This is a genomic window from Rhodanobacter sp. OR92 (assembly GCF_000427545.1).
Classification (GTDB): Bacteria; Pseudomonadota; Gammaproteobacteria; order Xanthomonadales; family Rhodanobacteraceae; genus Rhodanobacter; species Rhodanobacter denitrificans.
This window is the reverse complement of record NZ_ATYF01000001.1, coordinates 341739-358702: the sequence shown is the minus strand read 5'-3', so window position 1 is coordinate 358702 and position 16964 is coordinate 341739. Positions and strand designations below refer to the sequence as shown.

Sequence of the window (16964 nt, the reverse complement as noted above, 5' to 3'; positions counted from 1 at the left end):
CCCTACAGCGCGCCAGGTTTCGTCGCCTGCACGTTCCAACCCATCGCGTCGTACACGTGGTAGCGCACGATGCCGGCGTACTCGTGCAGGGCCAGGTCGGCCATGGCAAAGTTGTACGACAGCGGCAGCCAGGAACGCACGCCGTCGACGTGATCGGCCGGCACCGGCACGGCATGGATGCCGAAGTGGGCGAAGTACAGCGTGCCGCGGCGCAGGTGGAAGCCGGACGACACCAGCAGCACGCGGTCGGCACCGTACGCCTGCAGCAGCGGGCCGCTGAACTGCGCGTTCTGCCAGGTATTCATGCTGCGCGACTCCAGCAGCAGGTCGGCGGCATCCACGCCGAGCCGCTGCAGATCGCCGGCATAGACGATTGCCTCGGGCCGACCGAGTCCGCGCGCGTCGCCGCCACTCACCTCGATCCTGCACTCGCGCCCGGCCTGCCGGCATGCGCGGTACAGCTGTGCCGCCTTGCCGATGCGCCCGTAGGCGAACAGGCTGGGCTCGACCTCGCCGCTGCCGGCCACGCGCACGGTGCCGGCGCCCAGCAACACGATCGCGTTGCGTTGGCCCCAGTCGATCGATGCGGTCGTCGCCTGGCCCGATTGCAGCTGCGCCAGCAGCCAGCGCGGCACCGGCCCGCAGCCGACCGCCAGCAGCAGGATCAGCGCCGATCCCAGCAGCACGCGGCTGCAGCGGCGCCACTTCAGGCGCGACAGCACCACGGCCAGCGCGATCAGGATCAGCAACACGTTCAGGGTCATGGGCAAGGCCGGTGGAGATGACGGGGCACGGGTGCCATTATGCCGATGCGCCGCGCGGGCACGAGCCGCTCGCGTTCGTCGGACCGGACCACTGCACCGGAGCTGAGCCATGACCACCCTCGTCTTCGTCCACGGCTGGAGCGTCACCAACACCTCCACCTACGGCCAGCTGCCACGGCAGCTGCAGCAGCAGGCGTCCGCCGCCGGCCTCACGCTGACCCTGGCCGACCTCTGGCTGTCCGAATACGTGAGCTTCGACGACGCGGTGACCATGCCCGACCTGGTGCGCGCGTTCGACCACGCCCTGCGCGACCTGCACCTGCTCGACGCCAGCTTCGCCTGCATCACCCATTCCACTGGCGGCCCGGTGGTACGCGAATGGCTGCGCGCACAGCGCGACAAGCCGGCCACCTACAGCACGATCAAGCTCAGCCACCTGGTGATGCTGGCGCCGGCGAACTTCGGCTCGGCGCTGGCGCAACTGGGCAAGGGCCTGCTTGGCCGGTTGAAGGCCTGGTTCGGCGGCGTGGAGCCGGGGCAGCGCATCCTCGACTGGCTGGAACTGGGCAGTGCCGCATCGCTGTCGCTCAACCTCGACTACATCCACAGCGACGACCCGGTGAAGCGCGGGCAATTCCTGTTCGTGCTGACCGGCGACCGCCCCGACCGCCAGTTGTACGACCACCTCAACAGCTACACCGGCGAGGACGGTTCTGACGGCGTGGTGCGCATCGCCGCCGCCAACCTCAACGCCCATCACGCCGTGCTGTCGCCGCAGGCCACCAGCGCCGGCGGCCTCGACATGCTGGCACTTACCCTCAGCCGCGGCCCGCGCTGCGCGTTCAAGCTGATCGCCGGCGCAGCCCATTCCGGCGACGAGCGCGGCATCATGGCCAGCGCCGCACCAGCCACCGTGCAGGCGATCCTGCGCTGCCTCGGGGTACGAAGCGCCGACGACTACGAGAGCCTGTGCGACGTTTTCGAGCGCGAGAACGCCGCGCGCGACGCCGACAAGGTGGAACTGGAGCCGGCCGGACCGTTCGCCCCGCGCGTGCACATCCACGACCCGCGCAGCCTGCTGATCGTGCGGCTCGCCGACGAAGCCGGCGAACCGCTGAGCGGCGCCGGTTTCCTGCTCACCGCAGGCAGCCAGGCCAGCCCCGACCTGCTGCCGGACGGTTTCCTGCTCGACCGCCAGGCCAACTCGAAACAGCGCACCACCATCTCGCTGTTCCTCGACCACAGCCTGCTCGCCGGCGACGACCGCGTGGCCGACCCGCGCAACAGCCGCAAGACGCTGCGTGCCACCGTCGCCAGCCACCGGCCCTACGGCGCCAGCGTGCAGCCGGTGGACCTTGCCGGCCTGGTCCACCATGCGCTGGCCCGAAGCGCCGCCGGCGACGACCTGTTCGCCCTGCTCGGCCCGCACCAGAGCACCGTGCTCGACGTGGTGCTGCCGCGCAAGATCCACGAAGGCGTGTTCCGGCTGACGCAGACGCTGACGCCGCAGGACTTCAGCAAGCCGGTGGCCGGACCGGTGATCGGCTGAACCGGCGAATGGGCAACGCCGGCTGACCGTCCTTGCCGGTCAGCCGCGTGGCAGGCTCCGCATCGGCGATACTGCGCATCCCGGCGCCGCGCCCAGCCAAGACGGCGCCGGGACCCACGCAGAGCCGCGCAACACAGCGTTCGCCGAACCGACCCCAGCATGCAAAAGAAACCGATCTTCTTCGACCCCACCGGCCGGCGGGCCAGCCATGTCTCGCGGCTGGCGCTGGCCGCCGCGGTGATCAGCACGCTGTTCGTGGTGGCCTGCGCGGCCAGCCTGTTCGTGTGGCCCAGCATGAGCGGCCTGCATATCGGCGAGCACAACCGTACCCGGCACGCGCTGGCCAACGTGAAGGCGGCGGCGCCCGAACTGCTGAAGCCGGCGGCGCGGCTGGCCGCCGAGGTCCGCGCCCGGCAGAAGCTGCTGCATCCGCCGCGCACCCACGCCGGCAAGACATCCGCGCACGTGCCGCCGCCGTCGCTGGACAAGCCGGCCGGCCGGCCGCTGGCGATCGGCTTCTACGTCAACTGGGACGAAAGCAGCTACCCCTCGCTGAAACGCGCCTTGCCCACGCTGGACTGGGTCATTCCCTCGTGGATGCATGTTTCCGGCCCGGACATGGCGCTGCACACCGACATCGATGCCAAGGCACTGAAGTTGATCCGCGCGCAGAAGCCGTCCACGCCGATCCTGCCGCTGCTGCAGAACATGGTGAACATGGCCTGGGACGGCCCCGGCCTGGCGCGCATGCTGGCCGACCCGGCGGTGCGCCAGGCGCGCATCGCGCAGATCGTCGCCTTCCTCGACGCCAACCACTTCCAGGGCGTGACCATCGACTTCGAGGACGTGCCCGCCGCCTCGCAGAAGGACCTGAAGGCCTTCCTCAGCGAGCTCAACGACGCGTTCGATCCCCACGGCTGGGGCATCGTGCTGTCGGTGCCGTTCGACGACGCCGACTGGGATTACGCCGGCTACGCCGACATCGTGGATTTCGAACTGCTGATGGCCTACGACCAGCACTGGGCCGGCAAGGACCCCGGCAGCGTCGCCGCCCAGGACTGGTTCGAGGACACGCTCGACCAGCGCATGAAGGTGCTCGACCCCAACCAGGTGATCGTGGCGATCGGTAGCTACGGCTACGACTGGTCGCACGGGCAGAACGCCGAGGCGCTGACCTTCCAGGACGCGATGGACCGCGCCAGCGACGCGCAGGCGGTGATCACGTTCGACCCGGACACGCAGAACCCGACTTTCTCCTACGGCGAGGACGATGGCAGCACGCACCAGGTCTGGTTCCTCGACGGCGTCACCGCCTTCAACCAGATCCACGCCGCCGACGACTACCGGCCCTACGGCTACTCGCTGTGGCGGCTGGGTTCGGAGGACCCGTCGGTGTGGTCGGTACTGGGCCGCCCCTACGGCGCCGCCGCACCCGACGCGCTGCGCACGATCGGCCAGGGCGAGGACATCGACATCCAGGGCCAGGGCGAAGTGCTGGAGATCGCCGCGCAGCCGTCGCCCGGCGCGCGCAGCATCGAGGTGGACAAGAACGACGGCAGCATCGACGACGAAAACTACAGCGCGCTGCCCAGTTCCTACGTGATCCGCCGCGCCGGCACGCTGCCGCACAAGATCGCGCTGACCTTCGACGACGGCCCGGACGCGCAGTGGACGCCGCAGATCCTCGACATCCTCAAGGCGAAGCACGTGCCGGCGACGTTCTTCATCATCGGCGCCAGCGCCGAGATGTCGCCGAAACTGGTGCAGCGCGAGGTGGCCGAAGGCCACGACGTCGGCAACCACACCTTCACCCACCCCAACCTCGGCGACACCCCGCCCGGCATCGTGTCGCTGGAGCTCAACGCCACCCAACGCCTGTTCGAGGCGCTCACCGGCCGCTCGATGCGGCTGTTCCGCGCACCCTACTTCGGCGACGCCGAGCCGACCACCGCCGACGAGCTGGTGCCGATCGGGATCGCCCAGAAGATGGGCTACATCTCGGTCGGTCTGCACGTCGACTCGGAGGACTGGCAACGCCCGGGCGTCGACAAGATCGTCGACAACGTGCTGGGCCAGGTCGCCGCCAGCAACTCCGAGCGCACCGGCCAGGTGGTGCTGCTGCACGACGCCGGCGGCGAGCGCTCGCAGACCATCGCGGCGCTGCCGCGCATCATCGACGGCCTGCGCGCGCGGGGCTACGACTTCGTCACCGTGTCCGAGCTGGCCGGGCTCACCCGCGAGCAGAGCATGCCGCCACTGCCGCCCGGCTCGCTGTCGCGCTGGGCCGACCGCTCGGTGTTCCTTGCGCTGGGCTGGTTCGGCCACCTGATCAACTGGCTGCTGACCACCACGATCGCGCTGGGCGTGGCCCGCCTGCTGCTACTCGGCGTGCTGGCGCTGGTCAACCGCTGGCAGGAGCGCCGGCGCGCGCCGCCGACCCTGCCGGACGATCCGCCGCTGGTCTCGGTGCTGATCCCCGCCTACAACGAGGCGAAGGTGATCGCCAGCTCGATCCGCCGCATCCTCAAGAGCCGCTACGCCAATCTCGAGGTGATCGTGGTCGACGACGGCTCCACCGACGGCACTTCCACAGTGGTGCGCGAGCACTACGCCGCCGAGCCGCGCGTGCGGCTGATCAGCATCCCCAACGGCGGCAAGGCGCACGCCGTCAACACCGCGCTGCGCGAATCGAACGGCACGGTGGTGGTGGCGCTGGACGCCGACACCCAGTTCGAGCCGCACACCATCTCGCGGCTGGTGCGCTGGTTCGCCGACCCTAAGGTCGGCGCCGTGGCCGGCAACGCCAAGGTCGGCAACCGCATCAACCTGATCACGCTGTGGCAGGCGCTGGAGTACATCACCGCGCAGAATCTCGAACGCCGCGCACTGGCCGCACTGGGCGCCATCACCGTGGTGCCGGGCGCCGTCGGCGCCTGGCGGCGCGAGGCGCTGGAGCGACTCGGCGGTTTCCCCGCCGACACCCTGGCCGAAGACCAGGACCTGACCATCGCGGTGCAGAAAGCCGGCTACCACACCCTGTTCGATGCCGAGGCGATCGCCTGGACCGAAGCGCCCGATACCGCCCGCGGCCTCGCCCGCCAGCGTTTCCGCTGGGCCTACGGCACCTTGCAATGCCTGTGGAAGCACCGCGACACCACCTTCAATCCGCGCTACGGCGCGCTCGGCATGGTGGCCTTGCCGCAGGTGTGGTTGTTCCAGATCCTGTTCTCGGTGGTGTCGCCGCTGGTCGACCTGGTGCTGGTCTGGCAGATCGTCAGCACCGGCATGGACTACCTGCAGCATCGCGCCCAGTTCGACGACACCAACCTGCTGCGCATGCTGGCGTTCTACGCCGCCTTCATGGCGGTCGACCTGGGCGCCTCGGCGCTCGCCTTCGCGATGGAGAAGAAGGAGAAATGGAGCCTGCTGTGGTGGCTGGTCCTGCAGCGCTTCGGCTACCGCCAGCTGATGTACTACGTGGTGGTGCGCTCAGTCTGGACCGCCATCAAGGGACCGTCGGTGGGCTGGGGCAAGCAGGAGCGCAAGGCGACGGTGAATACGCAGGATGGCAGCGGACACTGAAACCCTTGTCAATCAAGGGCTGGAACGGTATTCGTTGAAGGGGCGTGGATCGGCTGCCATTCACGCTGGACACCTCCTGGCCACCTCGGCACCATGGCATCCATGAATCTTTCGCTCGACCTCTTCGATCACGCCGCAAGAGCCCCTGAGATAGAGGCTGCCATCTCACACATGGCCCGGCACGATGAAACGGATCGCGGTGCCGTTTTCACCCGTCCGGAAGTGGTCGATGCCATCCTTGACCTTGCCGGCTACCGTTCGGATCGGCCATTGCATCGGCTGCGGTTGCTGGAGCCTTCGTTTGGAGCCGGCGACTTCTTGCTCCGTGTCGTGCATCGCCTGTGGTCGGCTTTCGTACGCGACGGTGGCACGCCGGCGACAGCCCCGGAAGAATTGCGCGATGCAATCATCGCCGTGGAACTGCATCAGGCCACATTCGACCTGACTGCCCAGCGGCTTGTCGCCCTGCTCCGGCAACAAGGCCTCAGCCCACGCGATGCGGATGCGCTGTGCGCGTCGTGGCTGATCCGCGACGACTTCCTGCTGGCGCCACTGAACGGACCATTCGACTTTGTCGTCGGCAATCCACCCTACGTCCGCCAGGAACGGATTCCCGCCGCACTGCTGAACGAATACCGGCGTCGTTTCCACACGCTCTACGACCGCGCCGACTTGTACGTGCCGTTTTTCGAACACGCTCTCGACCTGCTTGGCGACGAGGGCGTGCTCGGCTATATCTGCGCCAATCGCTGGCTCAAGAACCGCTACGGCGGCCCGCTTCGCGAGAAGGTCACGAACGGCTACTGGCTGAAATATTTCATCGACATGGAAAGCACCGATGCCTTCCATTCGGAAGTCATCGCCTATCCCGCTATCACCATTTTCCAGCGCGCCGCCCCGGAATCCACCGGCCGACAGGCCACCCGCGCCGTTGCCGCCGGCGCTGCCACGTCACTGCCCGTGCTGGTCGATGCCCTGCTCGACGCTCACGGTTCCGAACACGTCGCGGAATTCAAGCTGGACAGCATGGGCCCTGCCCCGCTGCTGCTCGACGACATTCCCCGGCTCGTGCTGCTTCGTCGCATGGAGCACGAACTCCCGACGCTCGAGCAGGCCGGCTGCAAGGTCGGCATCGGCGTGGCGACCGGCTGCGATCGCGTGTTCATCGATGCCATGGACGCCCTGCCGGTCGAAGCAGAGCGCAAATTGCCGCTGGTCATGGCCCGCGACCTGGTGGACGGCAGTATCCGCTGGGGCGGCAAGGCAGTACTGAACCCGTTCGACGAAACGGGGCAACTGGTTCCGCTCGAATCCTTCCCGCGCTTCAAGCACTACCTCGACACGCATCGCGACAGCGTGGCAGGGCGCCACGTCGCACAGCGCAACCCCGGCGGCTGGTACCGGACGATCGACCGCATCCAGCCGGGCCTGCTGGAAACCCCGAAACTGCTGGTGCCGGACATCAAGGGCGAAGGTGTCTTCGTCATGGATGAAGGTCGCTATTACCCGCACCACAACCTCTACTTCATCACTTCAGGCGAGTGGGATCTGCGAGCGCTTCAAGCCGTACTCCGTTCATCGTTGACGTTGATGGTGGTGGCGACCTATTGCACACGCATGGCCGGGGGTTTCCTGCGATTCCAGGCGCAGTATCTGCGCAGGATCCGCCTTCCCCGTTGGCGCAACGTCGATGAGCGCATGCGCGACCGCCTGATCGCCGCAGCCGCGACGAAGGACCAGGACGAAGTCGACGCCCCCATATTCGAGCTGTACGGACTGAGCAGCGCGGAAGCGCTGCGGACGCGCCAGATCGCCGATGCCGCACGCGTGGGAAAAGGATCGCTCCAGTGACCATCAGTCTGCTTCCCCCATCGTTCGACGAACTCACCCGCCATGCGGTTCACGTTTTCTGGCATTCACGCAACAGCGGCTCCCTCAACGCGGAGCATGAGGGCGGTCGTGCGGCGGTCGTTGGCGGCAAGAACATGGACGGCTTCATCGAAGTCGTGCGTGCGGTCGTGACGCACTGCGGTCTGGCTGGCGATGCCGTGCACGTGCGCAAGTCGGCGGTGATACTTCCCGGCTTCTTTCGCGCCACCAAGAGCTGGGACGTGCTGGTGGTTCACGAGAAGAGATTGCTCGGCGTATTCGAGTTCAAGTCGCAGGTCGGTTCTTTCGGAAACAACTTCAACAACCGAAGTGAAGAGGTCATCGGATCGGCAGCCGATCTTTGGGTGGCGCACCACCATGGCGCCTATGGCGGCCTGCCCAGAAGCCGGAGCGAAGTGCGCGAATACTCGTCGGCACTGTTGAACCCGGTGATCCAGTCGGATCCGCGCCCGCCATTTCTGGCGTGGCTGATGCTGCTCGAAGAATGCGATGCCTCGATGCGGTCCGTACGCTGCGACGAGCCGCACTTCCCCGTATTCGAGGAGTTCCGCGACGCCTCGTACGCCCGTAGGTATCAAATCCTTTGCGAACGACTGGTGGAACGCCAGCTCTACAGCGCGGCAGCGCTGGAGCTGACCCCTACCGGCAAGGACACGCACCGGGCACTGTCAAAGGCGACCAGCCTGCGCAACATGTTCTCGGAGTTTGCGGGGCGCATCCTCGCCGCCGTCCAAGGTGCGTAGCGCTGCTGCGGCAGTCGGCCAGTTCTCGCGCCACCACACCGGCATTTGCCAAAAGGAGCCGGCTGCAGCGGCACTCAGTTCGCCAGCGGCTCCGCCAACGCCGGCCGCTGCACGCTCAGCGCGGTACCTGCCGCCGCCACGATGATCGTCGCGATGGCCAGCCACTGCAGCAGGCTGAGCCGTTCGCCCAGCAGCGCCACGCCGGCGACCGCCGCGATGGCCGGCTCCAGGCTCAGCAAGGTGCTGAACGTGCGCGCCGGCAGGCGGGTCAGCGCCACCATCTCCAGCGAATACGGCAGCGCCGAGCTGAGCACGGCCACGCCGAGCGCATACGGCAGCAGCGCCGGCGACAACAGCGCGCTGCCGGCATGCGCGATGCCGAACGGGATCGCCAGCAGGGCACCGATCGAGGTGCCCAGCGTCACTGCGTCCGCGCCGTGGGTGGCGCCCGCCTTCTTCCCCAGCACGATGTACAAGGCCCAGCCCGCGCCGGCCGCCAGCGCGTACATCACGCCCGCCGGATCGAGCGCATGCAGCTGCCCGCGCAACGGCAGCAACAGCGCCAGCCCGGCCACCACCAACGCGATCCAGACGAAGTCGAGCCACCGGCGCGAGCCGGCCAGCGCCAGCGCCAGCGGCCCGGTGAATTCCAGCGCCACCGCGATGCCCAGCGGGATCGTGCGCAGCGACAGGTAGAACACCAGGTTCATCGCCCCCATCGCGAGGCCGTAGCCCCACAACGCGCGCCAGTCGCGCCGGCCAGTGTGGCGCCATGGCCGCCGCCACAGCAGCAGGAGCAGCGCGCTGAGCCCCAGCCGGTAGGCGGTGGCGCCTTGCGCGCCGACCAGCGGGAACAGGTGCTTGGCCAGCGACGCGCCGCACTGGTACGAGACCATGCTGACCAGCAGCATGCCGACCGCGAGCGCGAGCGGAGCAACGGTGGAACGTGATGACATGCGTGCAGCCCCGGCGAAAGACCTTGTCCATGATGCTCGAAGACCCCGGTGAAACCCACCCCGCGGATCGTCTCGCCGTCGCCGTTGCCGATCGTGTCTGGCAGCAATGCGCGGCACGGCTCGCGGGTGATGCATGGAGGCCGGGATTGCCGCCGCCAGGCAGGCCCCCGCACGTTGCATCAACCAGCCGCATCCGCATCCGCAAGGGAGCATTCCGGAAAACGGATGGGCACCCTCCCGCTCGAACGCCTCTCCGCAAAATCTTCGACCACCTCGTGGTGATTCTGAGCACCCGGTCAGAAACTGGTGCCCCGGCGGTCCCATGCTTGTCATCTGGCGCTGGGATAAATGGCGGGTCGAGACGATGGCCGGGGGGCTCTTGCTCGACCCACTCAACCGGGGACACTAATCAATGAACTGGAAAACCAGGATCGCTGGCGGCTTGCTGCTCGCCTGCGCAGTCGTTGCCGTTCCGGCATTCGCCGGCAGTCTGCCCGACCACGAGGAATTCGACGCCACGCTGCAGGTGCCGTTCCGCAGCGCCGGCGCGCGTCCCGTGACGATGCACTTCTCCTATCCAGGGGCGACGCCGGGAACACAGGTGGCGTGGGAGGTCGCCCTGCTCGGCCACGATGGCAGCGAGCTGCGTGCGTGGCGGGGACACAGCGCGCTCGGCACCGGCAGCACGCAGGCCAAGGTGCTCTGGGACGGGCTGGGCCGCAACGGCCAGGCCGTACCCAGCGGCTATGTCACGGTACGGCTGCGCGCCGTGGCGCTGGACGGCGCCACGGTCGCGCGCATCGGCAGCGGCCTGCCCGGCCAGGCGCTGACGCTGGCGCAACAGCGGGCACCGGAGCTGGTCGAGGAGCAACGCTACGACGTGCTGGTGGGCGCCGTCGCTGCACCCGTCATGCCGCACTTCCAGGCCCTGCGCCAGCACAACGGCACCACCACGGCCCTGTCGCCGATGTCGGCGACGAGCACCGGCGGCCTGCCGTACACCATCTACTTCGGCAACCTGCACAGCCAGACCAACCACAGCGACGGGGGCGGCGTGCTCTCCACTTGTGTCGGCGCGCAGAACCCGCAGAGCGGCGCCTATGGCCCGTCGGATGCCTACCAGTACGCCCTGAACGACGGCCTGGACATCCTGATGACGTCCGAGCACAACCACATGTACGACGGCTCGACCGGCACCAACACCTCGGCCAGCCCGACCACGGCGCACAACCTCTACCAGTCCGGCCTGCAGGCGGCCAGCACGTTCAACGCCGCGCACGCGAATTTCCTGGCGATCTACGGCCTGGAATGGGGCGTCATCAGCAACGGCGGGCACCTCAACATCTTCAACACGCCAAGCCTGCTGGAGTGGGAATACAACAGCTCCAACCAGCTGATCGGCGACGTGTTCACCGCCAAGAGCGACTACGGCTCGCTGTACGCGCTGATGAAGGCGAACGGCTGGGTGGGGCAGTTCAACCATCCCGCCAGCACCGGCCAGTTCAACATCGGCGGCACGGATCTCGCCTACAGCGCCGACGGCGACACCGTGATGGCGCTGGCCGAGGTGCTCAACAGCTCGGCGTTCTCCACCAACGTCACCGAGACCGAAACCAGCCGTACCAGCTACGAGGCGGCGTTCAACATCCTGCTCGCGCGCGGCTTCCACGTGGCGCCGAGCTCCGACCAGGACAACCACTGCGCCAACTGGGGCGCCAGCTACACCAACCGCACCGGCGTGCTGATTCCCAGCGGCACGACGCTCAGCCTCGCCAGCTTCCTCGACGCGGTACGCGCGCGCCGCGTATACGCCACCGAGGACAAGACCGGCCAGATCGTACTGACGGCGAACGGCCATGTGATGGGCGAGCGCTTCGGCAACAGCGGTCCGCTGACGCTTGCCGTCAACTACGCCAGCAGCGCCGGCCACACCGCACAGCGCGTGCAGGTTTTCGAAGGCGTACCCGGCGGCAACGGCGCGGTGACCGCCACCTCGAGCACCGCCACCACCACCATCACGCCGGCCAACGGCGACCACTTCTACTACGCCAAGGTCACCCAGGAGGACGGCAAGCAGCTGTGGTCCGCGCCGGTATGGGTCACCCAGGGTGCGGGGGGCGGCGATACCACTCCGCCGACGGTGAGCGCGTCGGAGAGCGGCACGTCGGGCACCATCACGCTGTCGGCCAGCGCCAGCGACAACGTTGGCGTGACCAGGGTGGAGTTCTACGTCGACAACGCGCTGGTGGCCACGGACACCGCCACGCCGTACACGGCCACGCTGGATTCCACCACGCTGGGCAACGGCACGCACAGCCTCGTGGCCAAGGCCTACGACGCGGCCGGCAACGTCGGCACCAGCAGCACGGTCAGCTTCAGCGTGTCCAACAGCACCGGTGTCGACACCACGCCGCCGACGGTGTCTGCGTCGGAGAGCGGCAACTCGGGCACCATCACCTTGTCGGCCAATGCCAGCGACAACGTGGGCGTGACCAAGGTGGAGTTCTATGTCGACAATGCGCTGAAGGCAACCTCGACCGCCGCGCCCTACCAGGCCACGCTGGATTCCACCACGCTGGCCAATGGCAGCCACAACCTGGTGGCCAAGGCCTATGACGCCGCCGGCAACATCGGCACCAGCAGCACGGTCAGCTTCAGCATTTCCAACGGCGGCACCGCCACCGAGCTGGTGAAGAACAACAGCTTCGAGAACGGCACCACGCCGTGGACACAGACCAGCGGGGTCATCACCAACGCCAGCGGCGAAGCGGCCCATACCGGCAGCTACAAGGCCTGGCTGGACGGCTATGGCAGCGCGCACACGGACTACGTGCGCCAGCAGATCACCATCCCGGCGACGGCGACCAAGGCCACGCTGGACTTCTACATGCACATCGACACCGCCGAGACCACGACCAGCACGGCCTACGATAAGCTCAGCGCGCAGGTGATCACCTCGGCCGGCAAGTACGTGACGCTGGCAACCTGGTCGAACCTCAACGCGGCCAGCGGCTACGTCGAGCATGCCGTGGATCTGTCGGCCTACATCGGCCAGACCATCCAGATCAATTTCTACGGCGTGGAAGACAGTTCCAACCAGACCTCGTTCGTGATCGACGACGTCAGCGTGAAGGCGCAGTAAGCGGGCAGGCGGGAGTTCCGCGGCGAACTCCCGCCCTCCTCCGGCTCCGCTCGCACGCCCATCGGGTGGAAGGGCGTGACGGCAGGCGCACCTCCGCCAACCGCTCAGTCGTTGCCGCGCACCTTCATCGTCAGCCCCTTCAGGAAATTGCGCAGCAGCTGGTCGCCGCACAGCCTGAAGTTCTTGTGGTCGCTCTGGCGGAACAGCGCGCTGAGCTCCGGCTTGGAGATCGGGAAACCGGCGGCCTCAAGGAGCTCGTGCATGTCCACGTCCTTCAGCTCGAACGCCACGCGCAGCTTCTTCAGCACCACGTTGTTGGTGACGCGCTTTTCCGGCGGGCGCGGCGGCCGGCTCTCGTCCTTGCCGCGACGGTGGAAGACCAGGCCGTCGAGGAACAGTGCCAGCACCTTGTTGCTGCACTCGGCGTAGCCGGGTTCGTCATCCTTCTTCAGGAACGCCTGCACGTCTTCCTTGCCGATCGGCGAGGCCGCATCCGCCAGGTGGATGATGTCCACCACCCTGCCGTCGCTGAGGTCGAGCATGTAGCGGATGGCGCGCAATACGTCGTTGCTGATCATGGGGTTCGGTCGGTCCTGCAAGGGACGCCATGCTACCGCACCGGCCCGGCGTACCCGGTAAAGCCGGCCGGCGGCCCGGCGCACGCCACCTGCCCGCTGTCCGGCGATTTGCCTTAACCTCGCCACCCATGGATGCCACGGCCACCCCCGATACGATGCCGATACCAGCCGACAACCTCGTCGCGTTGGAGGCGTCGCACGCGCACCGCCGCGGCGGGCGGCACCACTTCTTCCTGCCGCGCCGCATGACCACCCCGCGGCCGCCGCAGAAGCCCGGCATGCCGGGCGAACGGCAGCCCGACGGGGCCGCGTCGGAACAGGCCCGCCCCGGCGCAGCCGTGGAACGCCGCAGGGCGCTGCGCGCGAAACCGCGCGAGCCATGAGCGGAACGCTGTCCACGCTGGCCCAGCCGTGCCGCCACCAGGAAGAGATCAGGAAGAGCCGCTTCCTCGCACTGGCCGCACCGGTGGATTCGCCCGAGCAGGCACTGGCGTTCGTGCGCGAGGCGGGCGACCCCGCCGCCACGCACAACTGCTGGGCGTACCGTATCGGCCAGGACTACCGTTTCAACGACGACGGCGAACCCGGCGGCACCGCCGGCCGGCCGATCCTGCAGGCGATCGAGGGCCAGCAGATGGATCGCGTCGTGGTGCTGGTGACGCGCTGGTACGGCGGCATCAAGCTCGGCGCCGGCGGGCTGGTACGCGCCTACGGCGGCACCGCGGCGGAATGCCTGCGCCGCGCCGGGCGCGTGCCGATCGTGGCGATGGCGCGGCTGGAGCTGCGCTGCGATTTCGCCGATTTGGCCCTGCTCAAGGCGCGCCTGAAAGACTTGCAGGCCGAGGTCGAGCACGAAACGTTCGGTGCCGACGGCGTGGAACTGCAACTGTGCCTGCCGGACAGCCGGGTCGACGAAGCCCAACTGCGCGTCAGCGACATCAGCCGCGGACGCAGCACCGCGAAACGCCTGTAGGAACGCGTCAGGGCCGGCTGAATACTTGAAAACCACGGCCGCGGATTGAATCGACGGCAACCCGCCCCACCTTAGAACGGATCGCCCGTGTGCGGGCCCGCGTCCATCTTCGATCCGCCGGTGAGAACCCATGAGCGACGCCCCTACCGACACGTCCCGCCCCGCCCACCGCATCGGCGCGCTGCGCGAACTGTGGCCGTTCCTGAAACCGCACCGCGCGCTGGCGCTCGGCTGGCTGCTGTTCCTGGCGCTGTCCTCCGGCGCCTCGCTGGTGCTGCCGCTGGCGTTCCGCCACATCATCGACCAGGGCTTCGGCCACTCCAGCAACACCGTCATCAACCAGACCTTCGTCGCCCTGTTCGGCGTGGCGCTGGTGCTGGCCTTCGCCACCGCCGCGCGCTACTTCTGCATCACCCTGCTGAGCGAACGCGCGCTCGCCTCGCTGCGGCAGACCCTGTACGCGCACGTGATCCGGCTCGACGTGGGCTTCTTCGAGAAGAGCCGCGTGGGCGAGCTGCTGTCGCGCCTCAGCGCCGACACCGAGGTGGTGCAGGCGCTGATCGGCTCGGGCGTGTCGGTGGCGCTGCGCAGTGCGGTGATGCTGGTGGGCGCGGCGGTGGCGATGGTGTGGACCGCGCCGTCGCTGGCCGGCCTGACCGCGCTGGTGATTCCGGCGGTGATGCTGCCGATCCTGCTGTTCGGCCGCCGCGTGCAGAAGCTGTCGCGCGCCAGCCAGGACCGCCTCGCCGACGCCGCCGCGATCGCCAACGAGACGCTCAACGCCTCCACCGCGGTGAAGGCGTACGCGCGCGAGGACATCGAGAGCACCCGCTACGGCGGCGCGATCACCCGCGCGCTGGCCACCGCGCGCCGGCGCATCGGCATGCGCGCGCTGCTGACCATGGCGGTGATCGTGCTGGTGTTCGGCGCGATCACCCTGGTGCTGTGGGCCGGCGCACGCCACGTGCTCGCCGGCACGCTGGGCGCCGGCGTGCTGGGCCAGTTCGTGCTGTATGCGGTGTTCGCCGCCGGCTCGGTGGCGGGCCTTTCCGAGGTATGGGGCGACGTGCTGCGCGCGGCCGGCGCGATGGAGCGCATCGGCGAACTGCTGGGCGAACGCGCCGACATCGTCGACCCGGCGCAGCCGCAAGTGCTGCCGCAACCGATGCGCGGCGAGCTGCGCTTCGACGGCGTGACCTTCCACTACCCCACCCGCCCCGACGCGGCGGCGCTGCACGACTTCACCCTGACCGTCCGTCCCGGCGAGACGGTGGCCCTGGTCGGCCCCTCCGGCGCCGGCAAGAGCACGGTGTTCGCCCTGCTGCTGCGCTTCTACGACCCGCAGAGCGGCAGCATCCGCATCGACGGCATCGACCTGCGCGAAACCACCCTGGCCGGCCTGCGCGGCGCGATCGCGCTGGTGCCGCAGGAAACCGTGATCTTCGCCGGCAGCGCCGCCGACAACATCCGCTTCGGCCGCCAGGACGCCGGCGACGACGAAGTGCGCGACGCTGCCCTCGCCGCCGAGGCGCACGAATTCATCAGTGCGCTGGAGCACGGCTACGACGCCGAGCTGGGCGAGCGCGGCGTGCGCCTGTCCGGCGGCCAGCGCCAGCGCATCGCGATCGCCCGCGCGATCCTGCGCGACGCGCCGCTGCTGTTGCTGGACGAAGCCACCTCGTCACTCGATGCGCAATCGGAAGCGGCGATCCAGCAGGCGCTGGCGCGGCTGGAACAGGGCCGCACCACCCTGGTGATCGCCCACCGCCTCGCCACCGTGCAGCGCGCCGACCGCATCGTGGTGATGGACGGCGGCCGCATCGTGGCCCAGGGCACGCACGAGAGCCTGCTGGCCGAGGGTGGGCTGTACGCGGAGCTGGCGCGGCTGCAGTTCGTGGCCTGAATACCTTGCTCCTCCCCCTGCTTGCAGGGGGAGGTTGGGAGGGGGTGAAGCTTTTGACGGCAGCCTTGGTTTGACGAAGAGCGACCCCACCCCAACCCTCCCCTACTGCGCAGGGGAGGGAGAGAAGCCGCTCTGTCCCCGCAAGTGGGCTCAACCCGCCAGCGTCGCGTTGTCGATCACGAAGCGGTACTTCACGCCGCTCTTCACCATGCGGTCGTAGGCCTCATCGATCTTCTGCGCCGGGATCGTCTCGATGTCGGCGACGATGCCTTTCTCCGCGCAGAAATCCAGCATTTCCTGGCTCTCGGCGATGCCGCCGATCAGCGAGCCGGCGATGGCCCGGCGCTTGAAGATCAGGCTGGCGATGCTCGGCGACGGGTGCGGATGCTCCGGCACGCCGACCATCACCAGGGTGCCGTCGCGCTTGAGCAACGCGGTATACGCGTCCAGCGAGTGGCTGGCGGCAACGGTGTTGAGGATGAGGTCGAAGCTGCCGGCGTGCGCCTTCATCTCGCCGGCGTTGCGCAAGACCACCACCTCGTCCGCGGCCAGGTCCAGCGCGTCCTGGCGCTTGCTTTCCCAGGTGGTGAACGCCACCACGTGCGCGCCCATCGCATGCGCGATCTTCACGCCCACGTGGCCGAGCGCTTCGATGCCGGCATCCGCCTCGGCGAGCAGGTGGCCCGGGACATGATCGCCGTGCCGATCGGCCCGCCGACTGGTGCCCGCCCTTCCCCGGCTACCACCTCTACTACCCGGGCCGGCGGCAACCGCCGCCGGCGTTTTCGCTGCTGGTGGAGGCGTTGCCGAAACGGGCCCGATATTTGATGTCGGCACGCCAGGCACTGGCCCTGACTCACATATCGGTTCGCAGCGCAACGCGA

11 protein-coding genes and 2 pseudogenes are annotated in these 16964 nt (G+C 68.4%); 9 read left to right on the top strand and 4 right to left on the bottom strand.

Going from position 1 to position 16964, the window contains the following annotated elements:
- Positions 1 to 2: 2 nt before the first annotated feature.
- A complete protein-coding gene (locus RHOOR92_RS0101880; RefSeq protein WP_037114678.1) occupies positions 3 to 764 on the bottom strand; it encodes a YdcF family protein in 762 nt (253 codons plus the stop codon).
- 109 nt (positions 765 to 873) lie between these two features.
- Here RHOOR92_RS0101880 and RHOOR92_RS0101875 point away from each other — a divergent pair, with 109 nt between their 5' ends.
- The 4 genes from RHOOR92_RS0101875 to RHOOR92_RS0101860 all read left to right on the top strand — a co-directional run bounded on the left by RHOOR92_RS0101875 (position 874) and on the right by RHOOR92_RS0101860 (position 8528).
- Positions 874 to 2313 (top strand): hypothetical protein, encoded by a 1440-nt coding sequence (locus RHOOR92_RS0101875; RefSeq protein ID WP_027489423.1) that lies wholly within the window; start codon positions 874 to 876, stop codon positions 2311 to 2313.
- A gap of 159 nt (positions 2314 to 2472) precedes the next feature.
- Positions 2473 to 5895: a glycosyltransferase gene (locus RHOOR92_RS0101870; protein ID WP_027484916.1), complete on the top strand. Its 3423-nt coding sequence runs from the start codon at positions 2473 to 2475 to the stop codon at positions 5893 to 5895.
- A 102-nt stretch (positions 5896 to 5997) separates the two neighbouring features.
- Complete coding sequence (locus RHOOR92_RS0101865; protein WP_027489422.1) at positions 5998 to 7746, top strand: Eco57I restriction-modification methylase domain-containing protein; 1749 nt, start codon at positions 5998 to 6000, stop codon at positions 7744 to 7746.
- Positions 7743 to 8528: a PaeR7I family type II restriction endonuclease gene (locus RHOOR92_RS0101860; RefSeq protein WP_051281120.1), complete on the top strand. Its 786-nt coding sequence runs from the start codon at positions 7743 to 7745 to the stop codon at positions 8526 to 8528. The genes RHOOR92_RS0101865 and RHOOR92_RS0101860 overlap by 4 nt, the downstream gene beginning before the upstream one ends.
- A gap of 74 nt (positions 8529 to 8602) precedes the next feature.
- On the opposite strand, the gene RHOOR92_RS0101855 is transcribed toward RHOOR92_RS0101860, so the two are convergent.
- Complete coding sequence (locus RHOOR92_RS0101855; RefSeq protein ID WP_027489420.1) at positions 8603 to 9484, bottom strand: EamA family transporter; 882 nt, start codon at positions 9482 to 9484, stop codon at positions 8603 to 8605.
- Between the two features lie 412 nt (positions 9485 to 9896).
- On the opposite strand from RHOOR92_RS0101855, the gene RHOOR92_RS0101850 reads away from it, so the two are divergent.
- Complete coding sequence (locus RHOOR92_RS0101850; protein ID WP_027489419.1) at positions 9897 to 12626, top strand: Ig-like domain-containing protein; 2730 nt, start codon at positions 9897 to 9899, stop codon at positions 12624 to 12626.
- Between the two features lie 104 nt (positions 12627 to 12730).
- Here the strand turns inward: RHOOR92_RS0101850 and RHOOR92_RS0101845 are convergent, their stop codons facing one another.
- Complete coding sequence (locus RHOOR92_RS0101845) at positions 12731 to 13204, bottom strand: DUF1456 family protein (RefSeq protein WP_027489418.1); 474 nt, start codon at positions 13202 to 13204, stop codon at positions 12731 to 12733.
- 128 nt (positions 13205 to 13332) lie between these two features.
- Here RHOOR92_RS0101845 and RHOOR92_RS0101840 point away from each other — a divergent pair, with 128 nt between their 5' ends.
- From RHOOR92_RS0101840 to RHOOR92_RS0101830, 3 genes are all read left to right on the top strand, one after another.
- On the top strand, positions 13333 to 13587 hold the full coding sequence (locus tag RHOOR92_RS0101840; RefSeq protein ID WP_027489417.1) for a hypothetical protein: 255 nt from the start codon (positions 13333 to 13335) through the stop codon (positions 13585 to 13587).
- A complete protein-coding gene (locus tag RHOOR92_RS0101835) occupies positions 13584 to 14177 on the top strand; it encodes a YigZ family protein (RefSeq protein WP_027489416.1) in 594 nt (197 codons plus the stop codon). The genes RHOOR92_RS0101840 and RHOOR92_RS0101835 overlap by 4 nt, the downstream gene beginning before the upstream one ends.
- A gap of 130 nt (positions 14178 to 14307) precedes the next feature.
- Positions 14308 to 16080, top strand: coding sequence for an ABC transporter transmembrane domain-containing protein (locus RHOOR92_RS0101830; RefSeq protein ID WP_027489415.1), 1773 nt, complete (start codon positions 14308 to 14310; stop codon positions 16078 to 16080).
- 150 nt (positions 16081 to 16230) lie between these two features.
- Here the strand turns inward: RHOOR92_RS0101830 and RHOOR92_RS18375 are convergent.
- Positions 16231 to 16737, bottom strand: a pseudogene (locus RHOOR92_RS18375) (zinc-binding dehydrogenase); the annotation flags it as partial.
- Between RHOOR92_RS18375 and RHOOR92_RS19885 the strand changes: the two are divergent.
- A pseudogene (locus RHOOR92_RS19885) lies at positions 16717 to 16886 on the top strand (LysR family transcriptional regulator); the annotation flags it as partial. The pseudogenes RHOOR92_RS18375 and RHOOR92_RS19885 sit on opposite strands and share 21 nt — an antisense overlap.
- Positions 16887 to 16964 lie beyond the last annotated feature (78 nt).

Bases quoted from the DNA above. Each gene is read 5' to 3' on its own strand.
- RHOOR92_RS0101880 (WP_037114678.1), bottom strand. From the start codon at position 764: ATGACCCTGAACGTGTTGCTGATCCTGATCGCGCTGGCCGTGGTGCTG.
- RHOOR92_RS0101875 (WP_027489423.1), top strand. From the start codon at position 874: ATGACCACCCTCGTCTTCGTCCACGGCTGGAGCGTCACCAACACCTCC.
- RHOOR92_RS0101870 (WP_027484916.1), top strand. From the start codon at position 2,473: ATGCAAAAGAAACCGATCTTCTTCGACCCCACCGGCCGGCGGGCCAGC.
- RHOOR92_RS0101865 (WP_027489422.1), top strand. From the start codon at position 5,998: ATGAATCTTTCGCTCGACCTCTTCGATCACGCCGCAAGAGCCCCTGAG.
- RHOOR92_RS0101855 (WP_027489420.1), bottom strand. From the start codon at position 9,484: ATGTCATCACGTTCCACCGTTGCTCCGCTCGCGCTCGCGGTCGGCATG.
- RHOOR92_RS0101850 (WP_027489419.1), top strand. From the start codon at position 9,897: ATGAACTGGAAAACCAGGATCGCTGGCGGCTTGCTGCTCGCCTGCGCA.
- RHOOR92_RS0101845 (WP_027489418.1), bottom strand. From the start codon at position 13,204: ATGATCAGCAACGACGTATTGCGCGCCATCCGCTACATGCTCGACCTC.
- RHOOR92_RS0101840 (WP_027489417.1), top strand. From the start codon at position 13,333: ATGGATGCCACGGCCACCCCCGATACGATGCCGATACCAGCCGACAAC.
- RHOOR92_RS0101835 (WP_027489416.1), top strand. From the start codon at position 13,584: ATGAGCGGAACGCTGTCCACGCTGGCCCAGCCGTGCCGCCACCAGGAA.
- RHOOR92_RS0101830 (WP_027489415.1), top strand. From the start codon at position 14,308: ATGAGCGACGCCCCTACCGACACGTCCCGCCCCGCCCACCGCATCGGC.